12 protein-coding genes and 2 pseudogenes are annotated in these 26,156 nt (G+C 42.2%); 7 read left to right on the top strand and 7 right to left on the bottom strand.

The annotated features are described in order from the left end of the window. Positions 1–291 precede the first annotated feature (291 nt). Complete coding sequence (locus BVH04_RS03710) at positions 292–1,140, bottom strand: helix-turn-helix domain-containing protein (protein WP_086539987.1); 849 nt, start codon at positions 1,138–1,140, stop codon at positions 292–294. 705 nt (positions 1,141–1,845) lie between these two features. Between BVH04_RS03710 and BVH04_RS03700 the strand changes: the two genes are divergently transcribed. From BVH04_RS03700 to BVH04_RS03675, 7 genes are all read left to right on the top strand, one after another. Beyond that, on the top strand, positions 1,846–2,586 hold the full coding sequence (locus BVH04_RS03700; RefSeq protein ID WP_086539985.1) for a tetratricopeptide repeat protein: 741 nt from the start codon (positions 1,846–1,848) through the stop codon (positions 2,584–2,586). Between the two features lie 90 nt (positions 2,587–2,676). Then, a complete protein-coding gene (locus BVH04_RS25040; protein ID WP_140160514.1) occupies positions 2,677–2,904 on the top strand; it encodes a hypothetical protein in 228 nt (75 codons plus the stop codon). Between the two features lie 130 nt (positions 2,905–3,034). Next, positions 3,035–6,223, top strand: a complete 3,189-nt coding sequence (locus BVH04_RS03695; protein WP_086539984.1) for a metallophosphoesterase family protein — start codon at positions 3,035–3,037, stop codon at positions 6,221–6,223. Between the two features lie 146 nt (positions 6,224–6,369). Beyond that, positions 6,370–9,882, top strand: a complete 3,513-nt coding sequence (locus tag BVH04_RS03690) for a DUF6603 domain-containing protein (RefSeq protein WP_140160513.1) — start codon at positions 6,370–6,372, stop codon at positions 9,880–9,882. Between the two features lie 77 nt (positions 9,883–9,959). Next, on the top strand, positions 9,960–12,776 hold the full coding sequence (locus tag BVH04_RS03685) for a hypothetical protein (protein ID WP_086539982.1): 2,817 nt from the start codon (positions 9,960–9,962) through the stop codon (positions 12,774–12,776). 61 nt (positions 12,777–12,837) lie between these two features. Next, on the top strand, positions 12,838–18,306 hold the full coding sequence (locus tag BVH04_RS03680) for a hypothetical protein (protein WP_086539981.1): 5,469 nt from the start codon (positions 12,838–12,840) through the stop codon (positions 18,304–18,306). Between the two features lie 19 nt (positions 18,307–18,325). After that, positions 18,326–20,086: a hypothetical protein gene (locus tag BVH04_RS03675; RefSeq protein WP_086539980.1), complete on the top strand. Its 1,761-nt coding sequence runs from the start codon at positions 18,326–18,328 to the stop codon at positions 20,084–20,086. Between the two features lie 148 nt (positions 20,087–20,234). On the opposite strand, the pseudogene BVH04_RS26465 reads toward BVH04_RS03675, so the two are convergent. The 6 genes and pseudogenes from BVH04_RS26465 to BVH04_RS03640 all read right to left on the bottom strand — a co-directional run. Further along, positions 20,235–20,480: pseudogene (locus tag BVH04_RS26465) on the bottom strand (YdeI/OmpD-associated family protein). Positions 20,481–21,226: 746 nt separating this feature from the next. Further along, on the bottom strand, positions 21,227–22,252 hold the full coding sequence (locus tag BVH04_RS03665; RefSeq protein ID WP_240510822.1) for a choice-of-anchor Q domain-containing protein: 1,026 nt from the start codon (positions 22,250–22,252) through the stop codon (positions 21,227–21,229). A gap of 6 nt (positions 22,253–22,258) precedes the next feature. Next, positions 22,259–22,519, bottom strand: coding sequence for a hypothetical protein (locus tag BVH04_RS26005; RefSeq protein ID WP_086539979.1), 261 nt, complete (start codon positions 22,517–22,519; stop codon positions 22,259–22,261). 338 nt (positions 22,520–22,857) lie between these two features. Then, complete coding sequence (locus tag BVH04_RS03650) at positions 22,858–24,291, bottom strand: right-handed parallel beta-helix repeat-containing protein (RefSeq protein WP_086539977.1); 1,434 nt, start codon at positions 24,289–24,291, stop codon at positions 22,858–22,860. Between the two features lie 57 nt (positions 24,292–24,348). Beyond that, positions 24,349–25,836 (bottom strand): endo-1,4-beta-xylanase, encoded by a 1,488-nt coding sequence (locus BVH04_RS03645; protein ID WP_086539976.1) that lies wholly within the window; start codon positions 25,834–25,836, stop codon positions 24,349–24,351. Further along, positions 25,836–26,156, bottom strand: a pseudogene (locus BVH04_RS03640) (polysaccharide pyruvyl transferase family protein); the annotation flags it as partial. The gene BVH04_RS03645 and the pseudogene BVH04_RS03640, both read right to left, overlap by 1 nt.

Here is a 26,156-nt window from a genome sequence, read left to right as displayed (position 1 = left end):
CGGATAATCATATAAATTTTTGTAAACGGAATTCTGCCTCTAGCCAGATTTAATTTCATAATCACTTCGGCATACATCAACAAGCTCAGTAGAACTGCTTGCTGTCCGGAAAAAATTTTGAATAGTTTGAAAAGGGAGGAAATGCGACAAAGCCACCCTTCCTCCCTTTTCAAAAATTAAAGAAAACTCCGATGGTCTAGCTTGGCGAGGTCAATTGGAAGTTTTAACCTAATGGCGCAAGCGGATATTAAAATAAATTATTCATGAAAATGCTTCATGGAGAATGCCAACTTATAAGTGAGAAAAATCTTCATCAGGAGGAGGCGTGTTTTTAAAAAATGAAGCAGGAGGATTGCCGGCTAAAGCTTTGAAGTCCTTATTGAGGTGATTCAGGTCGAAATAACCTGTTTCTACACAGACATCCAACCAGTTTAATTCTGTATGGTACTGTTTTAATTTTAAAGCTTGGTTAAATCTCCTAATCCTCGTATATAATTTCGGACGAATCCCAACAATTTCTATGAATTTCCGCTCAAACGTTTTGAGAGACATATTGGAGTGAAAGGCCAATTGCTCCATGGAATAAGCGTTGGGTTCGTAGATCAGTGAATTGGATGCCTTCCTTATGGCTTCGCTTTTCCAAAGGGTTTGATTGGATGCCAATTTTCGTTCTAGGAAATTTTGGGTTAAAATCACCATTTTTTGGAAGGTGATGTTCTCATGCAACTGTTCATGCAAATCCTCAAACTCAAGATGGAATAGGTCTTTTGCATCAAAAAACTGGTCAGTTATCGTATTAACTGGAATTTGAAAAATACTGGAAAACCCGATAGGTTGAAATTGAATAGTGAAAATTTTATACCGGCCCTGAAAGATAAAAAAACCTTTCATGTTGGATTGAACGCCAATTACACCGGAAAAGAGGGGCTTTACATCGTCACAATTAAAACCTGAAATATGCTTAGATATTGGTTTGAACATAGGTCTATTTGAACCAATAATTAACGAAATAAGGACTTCGTGAGAGCCATGGCAAGGTTTTTTCATAACTTCATTAAAGGTGTCAACCTCCCTCAGTTCGAAGGAATGGATATAATCCTGAAGGATACCTGTAGGACTGGCAATTTTAGTTTTGACCATGATAAAAAGTAAAATTTTGTATATCCCATATTATTTAAAAAGAACCTTAATAACCTAGTTTATTTTTCTTTCCTGTTTATAGATATATCCTCATAAAGAGGGCAGCATTTTTAAATAGGTTAGCGGGAGTCAATGCGCAAATTTTTTAAAATCCTTAATGAGTATCCGTAATCCTGCACGTTGCCATATTTAATACTGATTTGCTTCCTAAAATCCCCCTTACCCCCTTTGAGAAAGGGGGATTTGATCCGATTTAGAATCAAGATTTAGCTTTTTTCCGGAACGTGCAACAAAGCGAACACTCATAAAATCCTTTATCAGATGCATTGGATAATAACAACCCGCTTGATAACAAATGTCCATCCATGTCAGATTTGGTAAATAGGTCTTCCAATCCATCGCATGATTAATCCGCCTGATTCCTGCAAATAGCTTCTATGAAAGGTCTATGATCATTAAACATCATATCAATCTCATACTTGGCATACATCGATTTAAATAAACCCTCCTCAAAACAGTCAAATTCCCTAATGACAATAAATGAAATATAGTTTATTCAGGCTATTAGGTATATAATCATTGTGTTTAACATGATTGTATAGGCTAACTTTATAAATATGTCGATTTTTTACTATAAAAATAAAAAGATTCTTATTTAATTTTAATGGATAAGCGAAAGACTTTTAAATTTTTAAATAGAAAGACATGAAACTTTTTTTAGTTATCTTATTCGCACTCATTTCTCTTGTTCAGTTTTATGGTGTCGGCACCAGCGTCGAAGACGAAGAAAAAATAAAGAAAATAGTCCGCTCTGAAACCGAATATTTTTTGAAAAGAGATTCATTGGCATGGAAAGATCTTTTTGTTCATGGGGAAACTACTACACGGGTCTATGCGGGTTTAGGGTTTTATGGAAATCAGGTCGGCTGGAATAACTTTGGACCTGGTCTGCTTCAATGGATGAAAGACTCGCCCACGCCATCGCGTTATACGAATGTTAAGAACAGTAACTATATTATAAACATATCAGATGACTTGGCTTGGGTGACCTACGACCAAGTTTTAAGTGTACCGGGCGTCGATTCCATACCTCCCTCCGGTTCAAGGGAGTTCCGTACTTTGGTAAAAGACAAGCAGCAATGGAAGATCAGTTCCATCATGACCATCGATACACGATCCTACTTTAATGTCAATCCGGAAAGTATGGAGTACATGTTTAATTTATTGGGGTACAGCTACCTAGAGAAAAATAAAACTGAAGAGGCCATAGAAGTATTCAAACTTAATGTAAAGCTCAATCCCGAAGCCTGGAATACTTACGATAGTCTGGGAGAAGCTTATGCCCTAGCCGGCAATAAAGATCTGGCTATTGAAAACTACAGGAAGTCAGTTGAACTGAATCCGGAAAATGAATATGGGAAGGAGATGTTGAAGAAGCTGAAATGATGAAGGAAGATTCACTTCTTTATATGTATGTTATAAGAATAAATGGTTGCCTAGAAAAAGAAAAGATGTAAAACAAACTAAAGTAATGCCATGGTTGAAGGTTTATTATTAATAAGAGGTCAAAATCTTGAGAAAAGGAATCTGATGATTTCTTTATCAAATGCAAAGCAGCTAATAGTTGGTCGTGTCCATACATTAGGGTTTATTGTTCATATTGCTGCGAGTACACAAGAGGATTTTTACGCAGCTTTTCTCAGATTCTCCGCAATCCCAAAAGTCAAAGATACATTGCCACTTTTGGTTTCTAAAGGAGGATAGAGCATAATTAGATTTTCAGATTACAACCCATTTTGGGAATTTGATTAAACTTTAAATAGAACAATTCTTTAAGGATGAGATAATTAACGTCTACAGAAACAATCTTTAATCTTAATCAAGTAAAAACACTATGGCTATAAATCAACCTCTGGCAGTACGATTTGCAAATCCCTCCTTCCCCTTGATCCTTTGCGGTCCTATTCTCCGTAGAGTTGATTCCCAAATTGCAAGTGTCTGGGTAGCACTAAAAGAGCCTAGGCGCATCAAGCTTAATTTGTATTTGGGTTATTCAGAAAGTGACGTAAATAAAACCCCGGATTTCTCATCCGGGTTTATTGAGACATTACCAGTAGGAGAGCATTTGCATATCGCTATAGCCTATGTATCGACAAAAGGCCTGCTCAGAAATGGAAAGGTCTATTCCTACGACCTTTTTTTCTATTCCCCAGATACGGATACAAGAGTAACATCTTTGGGCGAACTTAATTTGCTTAAAAGCCCTGTTCTTCTTGGTTTTAAGGAAAACCAGCTCCCGTCATTTGTATATGTACCTGAAAAACTTGATGACCTTCGTGTAGCACACGGTTCCTGCCGAAAAATACACGGAAAGGGTCGAGATGGATTGGCGGCATTATCCAAAGTCATGGAACCTGATTTTGATATAGGGTCGGAAGACCTACCGAAAATCAGACCTCATTGTTTTTTCCATACCGGTGACCAGATTTACGCCGATGACAGTTCTGACTTTTTGATAGAGCATTTTACTGATATTGGTAATTTTCTACTTCAAAGAGTGGAACAACTACCCTACCCTGCTACGGCTGATGATTATTTTGAAAAACAGGAAGGAAACGGAAAAAAATTTGTGTGGATTGAGGCGGTTACAGAAGCCTTGCCTCCTGGCCGTAGAGCAACTAATTTTTACACCGGTTTCACTGGTAGCCAAACAAACCATCTTTATTCATTTGCGGAATTTTGTGGCGCTTACCTTTTGCAATGGTCGGAGGTATTGTGGCCAGAAAAACTACAGACTATTCCTGAAATATTAAAAAGTAAATCAAAAGAAAATGAAGAAACTAAGCCTTACCTATTTCATTCGAAAATATGGGAAAAAGAGTTTAGTCCGCCCACCGACTGGGATAAAATGAAAAGAAAAGAACGCCTGAATCACTTAAATCAAAATGATTTTAAAAAAGTTTGGGAACAGAAATTGGAAATACCGTCTGATTTAACAAGTAACAAAAGATCTATACGTAAAAGAAGAGAGAAATATATACAAGAAAATATTGAGTATGGCAGCGTAGTAAATTTTTGGGGAAACAGGGAAGAAGAAATCAAACGGATTGAAGAATTTCGGAGAGATCTCCCTCATGCCAGGCGGGCTATGGCCAACATGCCCAATATCATGACATTTGACGACCATGATGTAACGGATGACTGGTATTTAACAGGTCGTTGGACCAAACGAACCCTTGGAACAAGACTGGGTAAAACTATAATCGGCAACGGATTATTGGCATTTGCATTATTTCAGGCATGGGGCAACGACCCATTGGCATGGTCGGGAAATGCCTTGGCATCGCTACTTCAAAACACATTACCTGAAAACTTTCCGGCAAATGGGAAGGAGGAACTACGGCGAAAAATACAGGTGAAATTGGAAGGAATTGGTAATGAAGATGATGGCCCCGACGAAGAAGCTGCGGAAATTGATGAAAATAAGCTTATAAAGGAACTAGAGTCTATACTTAAAAATCAATTAACAGCTGCCAGTCTCAATTTTACGGGTAGCGATGCGGCTCAATTGGTTGAAAATATAGTCAATTCCCTTTTAACCGAAATCGTTACGAATATTCCAAGAAGCGAAAGCAAGAAGAAGGAACTTCTAGACGAGATACCTTTTTTCGTGTCAGGGATGAAAGCGTATGCAGATGCACATGATCCCAAAACCTTGGTGGAAAAGGAAACTATAGGTACGCCAATTCAGGATTGGGCGGCTTTGCGCTCTTTAAGAATAAATTCCAATTTAGGATTTGATGATCTGGACAAGCCAAAAATTACCTGGCATTTCTCTTTTCAGATGGGCGCGGCCCGAGTTTTTGCACTTGATACACGAACACGGCGGGATTTTTCTGCCGGACTGGATTTCCCGCCTAATCTCATCCGCAAAAAAGCATTGGAAGAACAACTTCCAACTACCGCACTACCTCAGGGTACAGAATTGGCTATTGTCATTTCGGGAGCCCCTATTTTGGGTTTGGCTACCATTGAGTCTATCGGGCAGACGATAGTACCAAGAGTATTGAATGCTATAAATGTTTTCACTACAAAAATAGTTATATCTTTAAGGGAGGCTGCCCATAAGGGAGAAGAAAGTTTGGATGTTGAACATTGGTCGTTACACCTGGAAGGATACGAAGCCCTGTTGAAAAAACTGGCATTTTTTAATAAAGTCGTTTGTCTTTCCGGAGATGTGCATTATGGCATTACCAGTGAGATGGATTACTGGCAAAAAGACAAGTCCCATGCATCCCGTTTTGTTCAAATGGTCTCTAGTGCCCTGAAAAATATGAAGCCGGAGGGAACTTTAGTCGGATTATTGCCTGCCGCATTTACCCAAGTGACGTTGACAAAGGGGCTTAATCGGGAAATGGATAAGTTGACACTAATTGGGTGGGATAAAGATACAGAAAAGCTGAAGATCAGGCGTCAGTTTGAGGCAGGAAAATTCCGAGATGCCAGGCCAGGCGAATTCCCCTTGCGCATCGGATATGCGTTAAGTAAAAAACCGGTGTTTTTACCTTTAAGAGATTGGCCATTGGCAGAATTTCCGCCAGCCACTGAAGGAGGCGAATCCATTGTGCTACCGCGAGTAGCGATCAACGCAAATGCACCACAACCAACCCATAGATGGCGGTTAAATATTCTAAAGGATGAGAGAACGGATAAAGAGCGATTTCGGGCTTTAGGAGCAGCCTTTAATGTAGAACCGGACGAAGATGTTCCGTTGGATATCAATGCCACAAATTACTATTCGAGCCTGGATCAAATGCTCGAGCGTAATTCATTTTTCAGTAGAACCCATTTTAGTCGGGCAGTGAACTGGTTCAGCAATGCGGCTATTGTACATTTTTCCAAAAATGAAAATGGGGAGATGCGGGCATTACATTCCCTGTTTTTTTATCCCATTTATTTACCGAAGCCATTTTGTGACAATCCCGGTACTTTTGAAAGCCCATATTTTCAACAGGTAGTTTCTCTCGAACAGAAGCCAGAATCAGCGCAGCCTTTATATCCAAAAGAACCAAACCAAAACTAGATATGGGCAAATTATCGAGGTTAATAAATCATATTAATGATTGGTTTGCGCCTTTTGAGGAGTTCTGTAAAGACGAAAACTTTAGGGGAGAATTATTCGCTTCGGTCGGAGCAAAAGAACCTACAGATCCCGCAAAAAATGCGCGTTTGAAAGAAAAACAGGGCAAACTATTGGGTTTACTTCAATCCGTGAAAGATAAATTTGATGTCGATGAAATAGAGGTAGGCAACATTGTAGCATTCGGGAAATTGATTGCCGAAATGTATGTGGTTTCAACGACCGTCGCAGAAATGCTGGAAGAATGCTCGTTTCAGGGTGTTGAAGAAAATGATAAAGAAACAAAGGAAATCGCAGTTGCGAACGCGCTAAGAGCAATTTCAAAGTATTTTTCATTTGTGCTGTTCAAGAATAAAGCTCCTGAAGTAGCCGCTTTCGGTGAAGCTCTTGGCATTTTTACCGATGAATGGAATGTAACCAAACGAGCTCTTGGTATGGCTTTGGTTTTTGACTTGATAGACCTGCTTTCTCCATTGGTTACACCTCAAATTAATATACTGACCGACACATTTGGGGTACCAATACATTTGCAAAACCCCGATCTCACAGCGGCCGGAAACGTGATTGGCGATGCCAAAGATGATTTTCACCAGCATATCATAAAGGGAATTTTTCTTGATTTAAGTATCCTTCTGCAGGTTTTGTTAAATGATAAAACAAAATACAACTTGGGTGAGTTTTTGGTGAATTATGGGTATGAATTATCGCCTGAGGAGGATAATTTTTCGAATTCCGCTCGCTTTGCAAATCGTGTGATACAAGTGCAATTTTTACCCGGCGATTTACTCAAAACAAACAGTGTTGCAAGTGAACTCACAGATTCCATTATTTCTTTTGGAACGATTCCTGTGATGGCTGATGGCGCCCTCCCTGGAGCCGAACCCATCGGTTACCAATATTTGATGAAGTTTGAATTATCAGCTACGGAAATCGGATTCGATAATCCGGAACATACAGTTGATCCGGCTTCCGGAATTGAAATAGGAGATTTTAAATTGCGCATACCTGCAGAGTTAAACGGTAGTATGATTTGGGGGCAAGGTGTAGCGGGATTTGATTGGGTTAGCTCACTGCCATTGGATCTGGATACCGTTCTAGAATTGATATTACCTGCCCCACATAAAGGACTGCCTGCAAACTCCGGTGAACCGGAGAATGTGGACCTCCTAGAACGAGGGGATATTTCGCTGAAAATCTCCCCTAAAAACGTATTTATTGATGGTGAGGAAAAAATAGACGTTGAGTTTCGGCTGGAAATGCGCGACTTTGTTCTTGCCATTTCAGGAGATGACCGAGACGGATTTCTTCAAAAAATTCTGCCTGATGAAGCACAGATTAGGGCCAGTTTTTCCCTTACCTATTCGCCACGCAGAAACGCCTGGACACTGGATGGATTAGATGGAAGAGACGGTCTGTTCTTTATGTTTAAAATCGGTAACGTAGGGTTTAAAAAGAATAAAACGCTGAGAATAGAAATCCCGGCACTTTATTTTGGACTACGGCCGCTCGTTGAAAAAGTAGATGACAAAGATGTCGTACGCGGCGCTGAACTGGAGGCATCTATTGGTCTGCGGCTGGGAATTGGCCCGCTGGATATTTCAGCAGACAGGATGGGGCTGTTGGCACAACTGACCTTTCCGGAGAAAGCGGATGGAAACCTCATGGGCGCCAATTTCGAGCTCGACCTAAAACCTCCCTCTGGAATCGGGTTTCTGTTAAAAGGCAAATACCTCACAGGAGGTGGATTCCTCTATATAGACGAAGACCGTGGGGAGTACATGGGTATCGCACAATTATCTTTTAAAAATAAATACAACATCAAAGCATTTGGGATTATCCTCACCAAACTACCAGATGGTAAAAAGGGATTTTCCTTTGTCCTCATGCTCACTGTTGAAAAAACTTTCCAATTGGGAATGGGATTTCAACTGACCGGAGTTGGTGGGCTTGTTGGTATTAATCGGCGGGTGGATGTTTCGAAGTTACAGGAAGGATTGCGAACCAACCTATACGACAATATCCTCTTCTCGGAAAACCCAATGGAAAATCCCTATGGCCTCCTCAATGCCATCAATACGGTTTTTCCTGTTGCTGAAGATCAATACGTCATTGGTTTGATGCTGCAAATAGCCTGGGGGCCAAAAGGCTTAATAAGCATTGAAGCGGGATTTATTGTAGAGTTTCCTGAACCCGTTCGCTTGACAATTATTGGCGTCCTGAAAGCTCTGGTCCAGAAAAAAGTAAAAGGAAAGGAAATAACCGTCCTGAATTTACAGTGTAATTTTTTGGGGATTTTTGATTTTGAGAAGCAATTTATTAGACTCGATGCGGTTTTATTTAACTCTACTCTATGCGATTTGAAATTGGACGGCGATTTGGCTTTACGAATCCGATACAATTCAGATCCGGATTTTGTTCTTTCGGTAGGCGGATTTCACCCTAATTTCCAGCCACCGGCACTTGAATTGCCCGCTGAAATCAAACGCCTGCGAATCATTCTTCGCTCTGGTAACCCGAGCATTATTGTTTTGGCGTATGTGGCTGTGACCGCCAATACGTTCCAGTTTGGGGTAGCCGGGGAGTTGAAATTTGAAAAATGGGGGGTCAAAATATTGGGCGAATTGTCCTTTGATGCACTCTTTCAGTTCAGTCCTTTCTGCTTCGAAATCAGTGTTCATTTCTTGCTCTCCGCATCTTGGAAAGGACGTGAATTTGCCGCCATCGAACTTAATGGACTTTTCTCCGGACCTTCCCCTTGGCACGTGGAAGGCAGCCTGAGTCTTAAAGTATGGATATTCTCAAAAACTGTTCATCTTGATGAATCATGGGGTGAAGGTGACGATACCCGCCTGGAATCAGTACGAATCATCCCATTATTGACCGACGATTTAACTAACCCGCGTAACTGGGAGTCAAAAGAAGGCAGCACCCGTGTTTTGACAACCGTCCGAAAACAGGAATCTCCTTCAGCGAATAATTTCCTGCATCCTAACGAATTATTGATTGTCCGTCAGAATACCGTGCCGTTATCCTTAAAAATTGACAAGTTCGGAGAACGTGCACCCGCAGGAGCCAGTAAATTCGATATTAAATTGATCGATCGAGAGGGGATGCCCCTAAAAGCCACCACTGTAAAAAATCATTTTGCACCCGCTCAATTTTTGAATATGAGCGACGAGAAAAAGCTCAGTTCATCTTCATATGAATTATTCGACTCTGGACTCAGTTTCGAAGGCCTGGATGAAGTGATGTGCAGTGAGCTTATGTCAACAACTGCAGTGGAATATGAGACGAAAATTGTAGATGTCCCCACCGTTGCACCAATCATTAAGCGGATAAAAGTCCAGGAGGTTCAAGCTAATTTTACGTTTGGGTTGAGGAACAATGCCATTGCGAATTCAACTCTGGGGAAGCATATCAAGCCAAGCAAAGCTGTTTCTCAACCGCTTAGAGAACGATTTACTATCGTTGAGAAAGTTGATTTAACCACCTTCAAAGAAACCCATGCCTGGACCGAAACGGAGGCTCTGCAGAAATTGAGGGAAATAGAGAAATCAACGCCAAGAAAGAAAGGCAAACTCATGGTGTTGCTAAATGAATAAGAATTTTAAAACGGAGTTGAATTCGGCATTCCGTCTTCTTTACACAGCGATTTTAAAGAAACAAACTTTTCAGCAATATGGCAAACTACACCTTTCTTCCATTTTTACGCCGAGGAATTGTCGGTCTGTTAAATTCCAATGTTGAAAAGGACAGATTAACTATTCCGTTGCGGTTACAAGTGATCGGCGAAGGTGAAACACTTCCTCCGCCTATTGAGCACCCAATTCAACTCCTTGGTCCGGGCGATATCACAGGATTGAATCACCAAGCTATCGTCCGCACAGTCCCCCGAGCCGGGGTAAATGATTTTGAAGCTAATTTTCTGGCTGCGATCGAGTTTTATGACGAAGATTTTACATGGCGGTATTCTCCCCTTATTCCGGACAGCGGAAAACTGGCGCCCTGGATTTGGTTGATTGTCCTCACGGAAAATGAATATTTGAGGGTCACAGGTGTCAAGGGCAAGTTACCAGCCATCGATATTACATCCGAAGCTATGCTTTCCGCATTTCCCGCCCCGGAGACAACTGCCTCTTGGGCGCACGTTCACCTCAATTTCGAACCGGAAGGATCCACTGCTAAGGCCCTTGGGAGCAGCATCCAACAGAATCTAAATCAGAATCCCAACCTGGGTTGCTCTCGGTTAATCTGTCCCAAGCACCTGAGGGCCAATACCAGCTATCGGGGCTTTTTGATTCCAGCTTTTGAAAAAGGCCGTAAGGCCGGATTGGGGCATCCAGAAGCCGATGTTGCAGCGAGTTCAAACTCACAAATCTCATGGGCAAGCCAAGAAGGCAAGCTCGCGCCCAATCGTTTTCCTGTATACTATGAATGGCCCTTCTCCACTTCTTTAGAAGGCGACTTTGTGGATTTAGCCCGCAGATTGTCCCCTCTAACTATCGAAGAGCAAAATAATTTGGCCGCCGCGACCAAACTCTTGGACATACGGGATCCAGGCTGGGGCATTCGCGGGGCGAAAGGGATAATACGGTTAGAAAGTGCTTTGAAGCTACCCGGATTGCCGCCTGATTCTGCCAATGAGCTGGACGATAAGAAATTATTAGGCAAAAAAATTGGACTATTGCTCAACCTCGGAATTGTAGCCCAGGACAGCGCCGAAGCCAAAGGTACTCCCCACCCTTATTTTAAATCGGAAGACAACCTCACCGAGCAATCCAATTTGGATGATGATCCAATCATCACCCCGCCAATTTATGGGGGATTTTATCGCCCTGGACAACCGCTGAGTGCTGGTAATTCCCAAAGTTGGTACGAAGAATTAAACCTCAATCCGGTGTATCGTGTGGCGGCGGCGGTTGGAACCGGGGTCGTACAGAAAGATCAAGAAGAGTTGATGGACATCGCCTGGGAACAATGGGGAACCTATGCGGACACAAGAAAAATTGAAAATCGGTGGTTGTTTTCAGAGCAGTTAAGCAAGAGAATGGGCTTGAAAAGAATACAACCCATGGTGGATTCGACTGATCCGGTGGTGCAATATCGAGCAACTGGTTTCTTTTCCCCCTTAATACCAACGATAAAAAAAGACGGAACTACCACCCAGAAAATGGTCAAGTTCACAACAGCCAATGCGGCCATGCCCTCCACCTTCTCCAGTGCTTTTTTGAAGGTGACCCGTAAGGGTGGCCCATTGATGAGGCGATTTGAAGAGAAGCCAAAAGGGACATTTTTCGCCGCTGTAAAACCCCTCGTGTTGATGGCAGCGATGCCCACGACAGCTATTCAGGGAGCGGCCAATGCAATTTTGTTCTGGCTAAACTCTGGTGCAGCAAGTTCAGAGCATGTAATCAAAGTCGGTCTTGGTGGCATTGAACCTTTAAAGTCGGCGATGAGTCTTTGGTTGCCTTATGTAAGTATGCAAAGAGCCAGGGTCGAACCCAGAAACGATCTCCACAAGAGCACCATGGCGGAATTATGGGTGCAGATTTCTCCGGAAAATACGATTATGAGTCGTTTTAAATCGATGATGGATCGCAAATTGCCGACCAATATAGTTGCGGCAGATGGGAATAAACCACCCGCCCCTGTTTTCAGAGAGGCTACTTATGCGAGGCTAGCTGAAAGAAATACGGATTTCATACTACCGGGCCTGGAAAAAATTCCACAAAACCGGGTAGCAATTCTTAAAGCCAACAACAAATTTATTGAATCCTATCTCGTCGGCCTAAATCATGAAATGGCGCATGAATTTCTGTGGCGCGAATTTCCAGCTCCTCTAAATGCTACCTATTTTAGTCAGTTTTGGGACGTACGCAATTCAACTACCCCTAAACAGGATATTCAGCCGATTCAAAATTGGAAGTCCAATTCAAAGATCGGTAAGCATGGCATCGCGACCGGGCAAGCTGGCTCCGAAGATCCAATGGTGGTAGTCATCCGGGGCGATTTGCTCCGAAAGTATCCGAACACCGAGATTTTCATGGCTAGATCAACTTGGGACAACAAAAAGGCAGGCAGCCATAAGTTGGTGCTCGATGTAAATGAGCAATCGAAATGGGTAGATGATACGCTCGATTTACGTCGTCCTATTTTTTCAGCCCGTATCGAACCCGATTATACTTTCCTTGGATTCAACCTCGGAATTGAAGAAGTAAGAGGCAATGCGGAAGTACCGGGATGGTTTTTTGTACTCAAGGAACGCACAGGAGATACAAATTTTGGTATGGACCTGGTAGCAGAGCCAAGCAGCAAAGATCCCTCGTGGGATCTTCTGACAGAGGTCACTGAAAATCAGTGTATTCAAATAGAATCGGACCAATTCAAAACATTGCCTCGCTCAGGGAAGAGAGCAGACCAAGTCGCTTCTATGCTATACCAAAGACCTTTCATGCTATTTGTACACGCAGGCAGATTGCTGCCTGATTTTATATAATCAATGAGAATCGGCAGACCTATTACAAAAAATGTTTAGTGATTTAAAGTAGTAAATAGCTATGGCAGACCTAAAGAAGATACAGGAGCAAATTCGTCAAAGACGCAAGGCATTTAAAGTCGCCGATGATGAATATTATCAGGCTTTGCAGCAACACACACTCTTGAAAGACAGCAGTGATTCCACTTCTCAAACTGAGGTTAAAAAAAAGCGGCAAAACCGTGAAGATGCCCGATTCGACCTGCATGCGGCGATAAACCTATTGGCGCAATCCGAGACACCTCAACGGTTGCTGACGCAAATTGCCGCAGACATTCCTTTTCTTTTACTTCCGTTGAGAATAGAGGCAAGGTACGTGACGTTCAGACATGTGGTACGAAACTTAAAATCTGAGGATTGGATTGAATCTACACAGGTTAGTACCGGATTGGAGCAAGAAGAAGAAGGCAATTGGACCTACCAAGTTCCTCAATTGCAAAATGAGGGCGGTATTTTCAATACTAATTCCCTGACCTCAAAAGTAAAAAGTCAACAAATCAAACCCGGAAGCAACCAGTATATAGAGCGTAAGCCTGATAAAGACGAGCTTTGTATTCGTTTTTATCCAGATGAAGTTTTTAAATATGCACACGAACCCAACCTCATGCTCGCAGAATGGGAGGCAGGAAAAGCATTTTGGGAAAAAATATTTACGCAGTCTGAGTCGCAGGAGAAAACCTGGCTGAACTTTTCAGCTACAATGTCACCTGCCAGGGCGGCATGGATAATACGGATATCTCAGCCCCTGAACGTTACTTTGGGACAACCATTTCCGGCGCAACCCAAATTCCCTAATGATCCACCGCTCAAAGACGGTGCATATTCCCTCCCTCCTACGACGGTTTTATTGCCTGAGCGCCTTGTGGCGCGGTTGTATTCCGCTACCGGCACTTTCACAGAGTTCATTGGAAAACCCATTCCAGAACCCATTCGCCTTGGCCTTGATCCTACCGATGACCCTTTTGACGAAAGACCTGCAGGAGCAAATTTTGCTGAAGAAAATGGAAACTTAAAGGCACCACAATACCTGCAATGGGTGCAGAATTTAGAGACGGCCGAAGCACAAGGGCTGGCAGTTCGAATTGATTTAAAACAAAATCCCGAGTTTAGGGATGGCGTGGCTAAAATTATAGTATTGGGTGCCAAACTTTCGGCAGATGAAACGGAGAGCTCCCAACTACTGAATGAGCATTTTGAAAACTGCCTTTACAAAGAAGAAGGCATGTCTATATTACCTCAAGGCTCTCCAACCAACAACTTCGGGGATCAAAAATCAGGCTTTAACATAAAAGAGAAAACTTCATTAGCGTACTTCTTGTCCTTGTTTAAGGCACCAAAGCCGCAAGAAGGACAATTGAAAAGCGACGAAATGTACCTGCGACGCTTTTTGGGTTTGAACGAAAGTTTCCGTATTCCAAATGGGGAACAAACAGATATTGATGAAGCCAAAAACATGAACAAGATGCTTTGGCATTCGACGTGGGGATATTATTTGCTACAATTTTTTAGCCCTGCCTTGGCCGAAAACAAAAGGGAGATGTTGAGGCAGTTTTTTAGCCAATACGTGACCGGTCGGGGATTACTTCCTGTTTTACGCATCAACCAGCAACCAATAGGCATTATTCCTACCACGAACTGGTCTTTATGGCAGAACAAGGGTGACACCGATGAAGAGAAATTTCTTAGCAACCTATGGTCTGATTTTCTATCCAAATTAAAAAATCATTGGTCCGCCGCTGCAGAAAAGGTTAATGCGGTATCCAACAATACTACTTCGAGCGGGAATTTAGACGAAACTTTCTTGGAGATGCTAAGTGTTAGTGCTTCTTCCATAAAATTTCAGGGTCAAATCCTAGCTGGTGCGGGCCTTAAATCCATTCTTGAAAATTTATTGGACAAGGTTAACAGTGATATCAAACCCATTATCACTTTGGAAAAACAATTGGTAGATATTACTGCTCAGGTTGCAAAAAAAGAGTCTGAAATCCGGGGAAATACGGTTCAAATTGCCAATTTGAACGTAATTTTAAATAACCCGTTTCTTGCAAAGAAATTTGGTAAGCAAAAGCAAAAAGATACGTTGCAGCTAAAAAACTCTGAGTTAAATACCCAGTTAAATGTATTGAAAAACAAAAAGACTTCCCTAGAGACGAGTGCTGGTGCTACGCTTTCCAAGAGGAAGTCGTTGTTAGACAGCCAAAAACAATTAACGGCTGCTATTCAAAATCTTAAAAACGGCTCTATCACGAATCTACAGGCAGATTTCAGTGCGTTACCGGTACAGTCGTTTGAAAATGTAATCGCAGCTCAGAAATTACCGGTATCCGATTTTTTGATTGATAGTTTGCCGGTTTCCGAAGAGCTTCCTCCTGAGAAATTAGCCGGAAAATCATGGAATTACTTAGAATGGCTGCTGAATGCAAAACTCTCCGATATTTGGAACAATCAACTGGATTCTGCACCGACCGGCGATGGAGACCCAGAAAGCAAAGCCGATGCATCCTTGTTCGCGATGTTTGTCCGCCAAACAATGCTGCGTGCTTTGCTGGAAAATCATTTGAAAACCACGGAAAGCAATCCCGGTCTTTGGCTGTTAAAAGCGAAGGATTTTGAATTGGAGCAGCTTGAGTCATCCGGAGAAATTAAATTCAATCCTCAGGCGCTCGACCCTAAAAACCTTCTGCACCAGCAATACAAACCCATAATAGATGCTTACAAAACAGAGTTGACAGCGCCCATAGTGCTAAAAACTGACCGTCGTCACTATTTTGAAAAGCTTGACACTTCTAATTTGCAAGAGTGGATAGCTGATTCAGGCAGTAACCCGATTCTTAAGCCTTTGGAAGAATTAGAAAAAGCATTCCAAACATTCAAAGATGTCCCTACTGCACGTTTAGCAAGACTTTTCACAGAACATCTAGATCTCTGCTCCTATCGGCTGGATGCCTGGATGCTCGGCCTTTTACACCAGCGTCTCGATAAACTACGCAAAACCAATCCAAAAGGCATTCAATTGGGAGCGTTCGGCTATTTACTTAATTTAAAACCGAAAAACCCTCGAGATATCGTCGTCTTGGATGTGGAACCTACTTTTATTGCTGCAAGTAGCCAGAATTTCGACCGGGCGGCCATCCCCGTAGTCAATACCAATGCCGCAAAGGCCAAAGGTATCGACCTGAACACAAGCACAGAACGCGCCTTTTTCTATATCGGTGAGATTGCTAACCCACGTATCCGGCTCAATCTCTCAGCAGACAAGGTAGAAGCTGATCCACTGATCAATAAAAGTCGCACCGACGGGTTTATTCATATGCCTTCCTTAGTCCATGCGACAACGGCTGCAATCATGAGGGCCGGTTACTTGGCACATCGCGCTGATACACAAACGGAAACCATGTCGATCGACCTCACTGCTCCCCGAGTAAGAAAAGCTTTGCAACTAATGGAAGGCATGCAGGCAGGCACCCAGTTGGCAGAACTCCTGGGACACTTGTTCGAGCGTGCATTACATGACAATATCTTAGACGGTTATCGTCTTGAGTTCAGAAATGCGTTTCCATTAAACCAGGATTTGAAAAAAGGTGATAAAACAACGCCGATGGCTAGCTTGGATGGTTTTGCCCTTTTAAAAGCCTTTCAATCCAATCCATCCAATTGGCTGAAATCATTGAAAAATACCCAAGGCCAGCAATTGACGATTCCTTCAAAGGACATGAAGCCCCTTAACGATATTGCACGATCGCTGGAAGACGATTATTTAGATTCCACAGGTGACTTGCTTTTAGCAGAAAGCGTGTATCAAACGGCAAAAGGCAATACGGACAGGGCCGCTGCGGCTCTGCGGAGCCTGAACACCGGAGGCCAGGCACTTTTTCCTGAATTCGTTAATGTACCGCAAAATGGTTATGGGCTTACTCATCGGGTTGGTATTATTTTCCCGTCTGCGCCAAAAACAGACAAAGGCAATGTCTGGTCCTCCACTCCCAGTCCCCGTACCACCCTCTCCCCTTCCCTGAATAAATGGTTGGCCAGGCAATTACCCGACCCTACCAAGATACGCATCACTGTGACCCTTCCCGATGGCACTAAAATACTCTTACGATTGTCGGAGATTGGGATAGAACCAATTGATTTATTGTATCAGGCACCTACTTCGTTCCGTCAAGGAGGTGCGTGCCCCTTACATTTATGGATTCAGTCGAACGTATTGAATCTACCAAATTTTAGAAATGACCTACTGGAGATTCCGCTCAGTATTGACTTTAAAGATAGAAGCGGATTCGACATCACAGAAGTAACCGTCTTCGAAGTCAGTGCGCTGGTATTGAATTTAAAAAAGGTACTGGAGTTAAGCCGCTCAATACAGCCAGCCGATTTAAGTCAAATTAGTATTAACAGTGGCAAATTAGACCTCCAGGTATTGGAAAATACACTGACAGAGCACAGCAAACCTTCCAGTAATGCATCTGCATTACCACAAATCCTGAGGAATTTCGCAAATCAGCTTCATACCTCCATTTCAGAAAATGTCCCGATTAAAGAGCAACGCCTGGCCGCCATCAAATTATGCGAACCTTTACTAAAGGCATCACTGTATGGCATTGAAGAAGCTGGATCGGAAGGAATCGTATCCCTACATTCAGAAAGATTCAATTTTTTGTTTGATAAAGCGGAAACAGTCGCGAGCATTATGGAAAAACGTCTCGAGGGTTTGGGACAGATTTTAGCCGAACTTCCTACCGACGAGAATCAACGCCATCAGGCATTGCAACAAGCAGCTAAAGAATTGCTGGGCCCCGACACACTTGTGTACCCGCTCCTACAAGTAGCCAACGCTCCAACGCTGCAAAATGCACTAGATCAGAGAAAACAATTGCTGAATACCGATGACGACACTATGGACAAATGGTTGTCAGAAGCCGCCTTGGTGCGCAAACCCATGCGCTATTTTAGGCAGGTGACGATACTGCGCGAATTGTTCCCTTCCATACACGATGCGTTTAAGGAACTCGCCGTAACCCAATTGCCTTTTTTACCACAGGTACCGTGGATTGGCGATATGATCAAAGAGTCTGATCTAGAAAAACTTACCCCCGAATTGCGTCCAAACACGTCCATTTTATTGGAGACTCCCGAAAATTTTAAAGTAAGTGATTCATTTACAGGGATACTTTTAGATGAATGGACTGAAATTATACCCTCCTCCGTTACCCATACCGGCTTAACATTCCAGTACGATCAGCCTAATACCGAGCCATCGCAAGTGATGCTTTTGGCTGTTAACCCTGTAGAGGGAGGAAATTGGCAGTGGGAACATTTAATGGGTGCAGTGGAAGACGCGCTCCAATTGTCAAAATCCCGTTTGGTTACACCTGAGTTGTTACAAAAAGAGAACAAAATCTTTGGCGATATTTTGCCTGCCATGGTAGTACCGTTTCTTGCCAACAATGCAAACATACCGAACACTGAAATGATAAAACCTAAGGATTAATAAGTAAACAGACTTAAAAATGGCTGAGAAAAACGCACTTTTATTTTGGGAGCGCTTGCTCCCTACTCCTGATAGTGAGGATATTGCAGATGCTCTGCGCAGTGAAATTCGTGACCCATTTTGGTTATTGGCTCGTCAATGGCAACTAGGCGAATTCCAGGCGGAAGATGCAGGGATGGCCGCCTCAGCCCACGTCATAGCGCGAACAAGCACCCTTCAACGATTTTCCGCAAATGGTCAGGCTGCTTTTTCACTTGCAATGGACAAACCGCTGGATTCAGTCGTGGAAAGTATTATGCCTGAATTTGACTTAGTCATGCGTATGGAAACGGGTAGAAAATGGAGAAAACTTTTGTCCAAGGCGGGTAAACAAGCGCTTTGGACACAGTTTTGCCAAATACCGCTTTTGCAATTTAAAATACCAACAATGGTATTTGATCCTGACAATGTAGACCTCAGAGCAATATATCATGAACCCTACGAGCAATCATTAGCTGCCTTGGGCAACGCACGTCTGTTAGACGGTTGGAAGTTTTTTAAAGAACTCCAGACCCGAAAGGCTTCTGATTTCCTAAGCAGCAACGACATCGAGGTAGATAAGCTCGGTGACCAATGGGTAAACTGGATAAATCAGACCCTTAAGGCGAATAACCCAGATTTCCTTGGCAGTTGGAATGTATCACGCATGGAATATGTCTCAAACGTTGCCGTACCAATTAGCGATACCGAAACGGTATTTCTGGAAGCACCCGAACACAACGGCCAACATCTGGCCTGGCATAATTGGATTAATGGTGTTGAAAAAGCAGATTTGAAGCAAGAAATCCGCGCGCAAGAAATTCAAATACACAGGAAGACCGCTTTACCAATATCTGTAACTTTTCCGGGAATGCCCCGTGCTCGATGGTGGGAAATGGAAGATAGCACCATCGATATGAGCAATATAAAGGCTCAAAAAACAGATACAGGACTTTTACTGTTGGCTGAATTTAGTATTCTATTCAGCAACGATTGGTTAATAATACCGCTCACGCTGCCGTTGGGTTCGCTTTCAAAAATCCAAAGCCTTCGGGTATCGGACGTTTTTGGTGTACAGACTATTATGCAACAGAATCCCAACAGGGTAGACTGGCGTTTTTTTCAGTTATCGCAAGGCCAGCAGTCGGATATGTGGCTACCGCCTGCCAGCATCGGACGGGTACAGGGCGAAGCATTGGAAGAGATTAAGTTTATACGCGACGAAATGGCCAATATGGTTTGGGGGGTAGAACAGACGGTTTCGGACGGCATGGGTGGGACTTTGGAAGGCAATAGTTCGTCAAAAGGCCTGGAAGAATGGTTGCGCGCTTTGGCCGACACTCCTGAACCATCACCTTTACCAGATTTGGCTGTTCCGGTCGACTATTCCTATGCGATAGGAACTACGGTGCCACCTAACTGGATTCCCTTTATACCCATTCGATCCGATGGAGACAGTCCCATGATGCTGCGCAGAGCTTCCATTCCCCGGATTTTTGAAGGGGCGGAAACAGCCACACGTATCCGTCCGCGAACTTCTCTGATAAAAAACAATGCCCCAATGGGAGAATCCCGAAGACTTGATATTCAGGAAGAAGAAATCCTCGCCACCGGCATTACCTTGAAAACCTACTGGAGAAGGGCTCGCTGGCTTGATGGCACTACGGTCACGTGGCTGGCCCGCGAAAAACGCCTAGGTGTAGCCTCTGAAGGGAGCGGTTTACAGTTTGATGTATTGAAAGATATCCATCAAACATTATAGATATTTCTGAATGTCATGTATTTAAAGCATCGCATTTTTAGGTATACAATCCGATGATGACTTCTGTCTCCTCTCTAAGGCATGGGTGACCCACGATTTAGTTGCGTAAAATGTGCCGAAGGCGGAATAGTGGATAATCTTGTTTCTTTTACCTGAATTGTTTTGGTTTAAGTCCTTGATGTGCAAGTGCCACAATTTCATCTATTCTTTTCCGTCTGGTCTCAGGACGTTTGGCAAGGACAAGCCATTATAACATGTTTCGCTTTTCCGACCTGCTTAAACCCAAAAAGTAGGCTTTTGCATTTGGGGATTTTTGGAATTTATCCTCCAGATCTGCTGGAATGATCAGAGCTTCTGCATCGTCCAAGATTGTCCCTTGTATGGCAATTTCCATAGACTCAAATCCTGCCTTTGTCATCAGTCACAAATCAATTAGTCGACTGACTTTTTCCTTATTTACTTTCGACCAAACACTTTTTATTTTTCTTCTACTGAAAAACTTTATAAATTTTTCTTCGTCCAATGGTTTTGATTTACTGTCTATCCAACCAAAACAAAGCGCCTCATCCACCGCATTGCTCTTAATTACAGTCGGCATAGTTGATTTCTTTTGTAATAGATTAGCCAAACGGACAGCTTCTTGTCGTGATTGTCAATAAGCCATGCACGCCATTCTTGTCTGTTTTTGGGATAAAAAATATCTATTTCCTTTTCCATAATAATTTCTTGGCTTTTTCACTAGGTCAGAATTCTCCCTTGAGTCTGAAATATTCAACGTTAGCAAAATTGAAGAAAAACTACAAATCACCTTTGGGGAAAAATCATCCATTGAAGAATACATTGGGAAAAAAAATGCAAAAATCCAAAAAATAGAAGCGTCTAAAAAGAAAGCTTAGAAGGATATGTCAAATGCGCATTTAATCTTCCTTGATAAGGAGATGGTGGCTCTTGGATCCCGTTGTCAACATTATAATGAAAGCGGATCTGTATTACGCTTCATTTCCTACCTAAATGTAGCCTGTAAGATCAACATTGGAAATGTTGAATTGCTTTTGCTGAGTTTACCCAAAAAACTGACTCAAGCTTCTGATGTATTTGATAAGTTATTGTCAATGTTTGGGTATGCCAATAAACCATGGATTAGTATTGAAACATACTCCTAAAATTTTGCTCAAAAGCGCCTATGTCTACTCCTTTATTTTTAATCCTTTTATTACCATTGATATCTGAGTCCGAGGATATTTCTGACGTGCCAGCGTTCAATCCAGGACTTCCAGATTTCAAGCTAAAAGCACCTTCGGTAGGAATGAGAGTTACTTCTCTAAAAATTGGATCTGATATAATATCATTTGCTCCGATGAAAACATCTTGTTTAGAGGGATATAAGTTATAGTCCCAAATGATATTAGTGTTCTTATTATTGGAAGTGACTTTTCCTCCAGGTTTAGGGACTATAATGTTATTTTTGATAACTATATCTTCCGAATTGTTTGGGAATAGCTCCTGATATCCTGTGACCATTCCATTGGAATAAGTGGTATTATTGAATATGTCCACATGCTTGGTTCGAAAAGTGTGTATGCCTGAACCTCCATTGTATGCAGAGAGGTTATTGGCGATTAGCGCCCTTGCTTTCCATTCTGGGCGACTTGATGTTTTATCAGTCTTTTGATCGTTTTGAGTAACACTAGTATCATTTATAGGATTCGTTGCGCCATTATTTGATTGATCCGTCACATCTAGAATTATCCCATTTCCATCACTCAGTTTCCCAGTTCTTTCCCAAGGAACCAAGGTCTTATTATTCCAAACATAATTCCGCTGGATGATTACATGATATCCTTCTTTTTCATCGAAAGCCCAATTATTAAGCGTTGTGATGCCTGAACTAGCATAGCGAGTGTACCAAGAATTGTCGAATACTTTATTATCCTCTACCGTTAAATAATCTGTTTCTATCCCGACTATACCTCCGCCAGCACACTTGGAAATAGTGCAATTCCTAATGATAACATGATGTGGTTTTTGGTTTGCTGGATTGTTTCTGCCATTTACAAAAATCCCATTGGTGTTATAAGCGGCATCCGGCCTAGCGTTTTTCGCATCCTCTTCAGCGTCTGCTAAGGTTAGATAATCATTCTGACCGATAATCTTCAATCCATCCAAAATATGTTAAGAACCTGAGATAAGCACACCATTCCAGCCTTTTGGGTGTATTTCTGGTTGGTGTCCTGGCAAAGCCTTCCATGTAATCCATGCATCTTCACTACCAGAAACCCGAATTTCAACCACGGCGATTTCGCTGCTGGTGTAAATTCCATTCCCTATAAATACGGTATCTCCAGGCTCCACTACACTTTCTGCCTTACTCAAAGTTTTAAAGGCTGAATTTTCTGACTTCCCATCGTAGCAATCATCCCCTGTCTCCACCATCACATACTAATTAGAAGTTTCTTGTCTAAGCTCTTTGTTTACATGATTTAAAATAGTGGTCGATTGCCCATAAATTTGGGATACTGTAATCAGCATAAAGCCTAAAAGCATTAAAAATCTAACTTGTCTTAGCTGCATATATTCATATTTGAATTTTGTAATAGATATACCAGTCCTCAAATCAGAAATACCGATCATTTCTAACCAATAGATTCAATAGTAAATCTGGTATTTTGTTAAACGAAACCTAAGAGGGCAAATTGGTTAAATACATTCTGCCCTCTGTTATTGGCTAAACCGCACCTCGCTGGTATAAAGCTCCGTTTTTTTCTTATCTCTTAACGTTGAAAAGCACCTAAATCCCAAGTACCTCCGCTGCGTATTTCACCATTAAAATCTGTGGTAAATAGTGATGATCCGTCTGGCAACTTGAAAGGAACACCTTTGCTAATAGCTGGAGAAGTTGCCTGTAATGCAAAATTCTGAGAATCTATATCGATGAACAAAGGGTCAGCCTGTACATCTAGTGCAGTCAAGTTCGCTTGTGAGAAATTATTATCTCCTCCTGCCCATCCTGGTTTGAAATCAAAATAGAGGTTATTGTGAATTACGTGAGGGGCTGCTAAATTATGAAAGATGGAAAATCTAAAATTGTCAGTTTTGTTATAGAAAATATTGTTTACGATCTGAAGATTGGTGTTCAATTCATTTTGGCTGAAGTTTCCTATTTCCCCGGCAAACCCAACCTGACCGTTATTGAAGAAGGTATTGTTAACGATATAAATATTACTAAACCTTCCGTTCATTATATTCTGAAACACCACTCCTGATCTGGTATTGTCTACCAATAGATTATTGTATAAATAAATATCCCTGATATGTCCTCCTAGTTCTCCTGCTACTGACAGTCCTCCACCACACCTGACAACCTTATTGCTAAAAACTCTGATGTTATATTCTTCGTGACTGCCGGCATCTAAGTATATCCCTACCCTAGCAATATCATGGATGTAATTATTTGAAATCTCACCATTGAAGCATCCGCCCTTGGCATCAATTCCTTCTCCCCCTTCACCTGCTAGCGGAACGTCCCAAATTTCATTGTGGCTAATTTTAAAGTTATAAGTTCTCCCTACAGTTATGCACTCCTGAGTACCGTTACCTTGAGCATCTCGTTCCTGAGCTTGGCATGCTCTTCTGATCTTATTATTGGTGATTTCGATAAAGGAAGTTACTCTGGAATAAATCCCTGATGCCCTTGTATTGTCGGTCGATAAGCTATCAAATTTGATATGGTTAGTCTCGTCTGCGCTGAATCCATACCAATAACCGTTTATAGCTGAAAGTCCCCTTACTTCAATATGCTCAGCCTGAGTGACTTTAAAGAGACTTTCCCATTGGCTTCCTTCATTATTTCCATTCAAAGTCACTGTCTCACCCGGAATGTTCCTGATCAGAGTAGGGTTCTCAGCTGTACCGCTACTAGATTCGGAAACGATGACTTTTTCAAGGTAAGTACCTCCAGCGATCAGGATTGTGTCCCCGCCAGAGATGTTGTCAACTGCTTTTTGGATAGTTTTCCAAGGTGTCAGGGGATTATTGGCCTCCTTGGCCGGCCTGCTGTCATCACCATTTACCGAGACATAGAATCGTGTCGGTGAAAACACAAGCACCTCTTCTTCAGGCATATTTCCCGGATCAGTCCCTAGATTGCAAGAAGAAATTAATAGTACAAATAAGTAGATGAGGATCGAAGGCTTTTCAACTTTCATTATCTTTTTTATTATTAGGTTGAGGATAAGATGTAGGTCTTATCTTATAATTTCTTTTCAATGATTTCCAGAGGGAGGATGTTTACCATCATGAATGAGCTCAAAAAGAGTTGAACCATTTTCCTTCAAATGGATTTCTGTCGTAGTTATTTTGCCATCGGCATCAGTAAGAATCAGTTGATAGTTGCCATAAAATCCCCTAAAATCTACTTGGCCTTTTTTATCCGTCATCAATTCCAGATTCTTAGTCATCCATTCTTCCCTGATCAATTTTTTTAATCGATTATAGACAGGTTTAGGATTGAAGTCACCATCGAGTAAACCACCATTTTTCAACCAGATAAACCGATCCGATAAGCCCCACCAGTGGATAGAAGCCATGGAAGGATGTCCAAATGCAAGGGTGTAAAACTGCTCGGCAAATTCTGCTTGAGCCTCTTCGGTCCAAACTCCTTCCCTCCAGCCACCTGTGATGGCTTTTTCGGAGGATTGGGGTGTGAACTCAGTAATGTGAAGTGGCAAGCCCAATTCTTGGAATTTGTCAAAAGTCGCAACTAGCTCCACTGGGGAAAACCACATTTCTCTTGGTTCATGGGCCTGAATTCCAATTCCTGTTACCGAAACTTCCCTTCGAAGCAATTCTTGGATGAGATTATAATATTTCTCTCTTATCTCGGGTTTGGCAATCGTATAAAACTCATTGATTACGAAATCTCCATTGGGATTGGCTTCATAAGCCCAGCGATAGGAATTTTCCACCCAAGGGATAGTTTGCTCTAGCGTAATTCCATCCACTTTGTATCGAAAGCCATCATCAATTTTATTCTGGCCTCCAACGGTATCCAGCAGCGCCATTTCCCATGGAATCGTCGTCACCGGTTCATTGACAACATCCCAGGAACTGATCTGATCCCTAAATCCACCCACAAGGTTTTGAATTCTGGCTTGATACAACTGGGTGGCAACTTCCGGACTATAACGATAAAGCCATCCAGGGGTGCCCGCATCGTGAGTCCATCCCAGCGTATGCCCTTTTGGGGAAATCCCGTTAGTTAAGCACCAGTCTAATTTTTGTTGAAGTTCTTCCCATTTCGGCTTTCCCTGCTGAGGTTCGTATGGCGCCCATTTCACAGTCAGTTCGGTGAAATTGAAAAGTCCTTTGAACATTTCCGTAAACTTCGCCCGCTCTGCTTCGGTCAGTCCGGGATTGAATACCTCTTCGCTTAAATTCCCGAACAAGAAATCTTGGGTAAGCTGATTGATTTCGACTTTGACATTGCTCACTGGCTCACCTTGGACATTTCTTACTGTAACTTGAGCAGATCCCTTTCTGAATTTTTCAATATTCTGCCTGGCTTCCTGTAATAGTTTGGCCTCAATTTCCTTTTTGTCCCGCTCTTGTCCAAAAGACAAAATGGCTGGCAAAAAACATAATAAGAACAGAAAACCTTTACATGATGAGCTAAGAGCATGTAATCCAAATTGCTCCCCAATAAATGCTTGATTTATCGCTCTGAGCCTTTTGCAAAATAATTTTACTACCATCAGATTAACTTATTAATACTGCCAACTCGCTCTTTGTATATGTCTCTTACCTGATCCATCCCACTTCTCAGATAAGCCTGTGCAGCTGGAAGGTCAGTCCATATTTCCCGAAGTCTAGCTGTAATCTGACTGCCTTCAGTTTCTTCTATCTCAAATATCCAGTCATCAAAATCCAAGTCATAATACATCTGTCCTTTGATGGTATCCTCGGGCTGTCTGAGGTAAAAAAATGGAGTTCCGTTGACTGCTGCGATGATCGGAGAATGACATTCAAAACTCAAAACAGCCAATGCTTTCTTATAAACTGAAGCTGCTTCATC

It is taken from the genome of Algoriphagus antarcticus (genome assembly GCF_002150685.1).
GTDB classification, from domain to species: domain Bacteria; phylum Bacteroidota; class Bacteroidia; order Cytophagales; family Cyclobacteriaceae; genus Algoriphagus; species Algoriphagus antarcticus.
The sequence above is the reverse complement of the archived record's forward strand: the minus strand, read 5'-3'. Positions and strand labels throughout refer to the sequence as shown.

Bases quoted from the DNA above. Each gene is read 5' to 3' on its own strand.
- BVH04_RS03710 (WP_086539987.1), bottom strand. From the start codon at position 1,140: ATGGTCAAAACTAAAATTGCCAGTCCTACAGGTATCCTTCAGGATTAT.
- BVH04_RS03700 (WP_086539985.1), top strand. From the start codon at position 1,846: ATGAAACTTTTTTTAGTTATCTTATTCGCACTCATTTCTCTTGTTCAG.
- BVH04_RS25040 (WP_140160514.1), top strand. From the start codon at position 2,677: ATGGTTGAAGGTTTATTATTAATAAGAGGTCAAAATCTTGAGAAAAGG.
- BVH04_RS03695 (WP_086539984.1), top strand. From the start codon at position 3,035: ATGGCTATAAATCAACCTCTGGCAGTACGATTTGCAAATCCCTCCTTC.
- BVH04_RS03685 (WP_086539982.1), top strand. From the start codon at position 9,960: ATGGCAAACTACACCTTTCTTCCATTTTTACGCCGAGGAATTGTCGGT.
- BVH04_RS03680 (WP_086539981.1), top strand. From the start codon at position 12,838: ATGGCAGACCTAAAGAAGATACAGGAGCAAATTCGTCAAAGACGCAAG.
- BVH04_RS03675 (WP_086539980.1), top strand. From the start codon at position 18,326: ATGGCTGAGAAAAACGCACTTTTATTTTGGGAGCGCTTGCTCCCTACT.
- BVH04_RS26005 (WP_086539979.1), bottom strand. From the start codon at position 22,519: ATGGTGGAGACAGGGGATGATTGCTACGATGGGAAGTCAGAAAATTCA.
- BVH04_RS03650 (WP_086539977.1), bottom strand. From the start codon at position 24,291: ATGAAAGTTGAAAAGCCTTCGATCCTCATCTACTTATTTGTACTATTA.
- BVH04_RS03645 (WP_086539976.1), bottom strand. From the start codon at position 25,836: ATGGTAGTAAAATTATTTTGCAAAAGGCTCAGAGCGATAAATCAAGCA.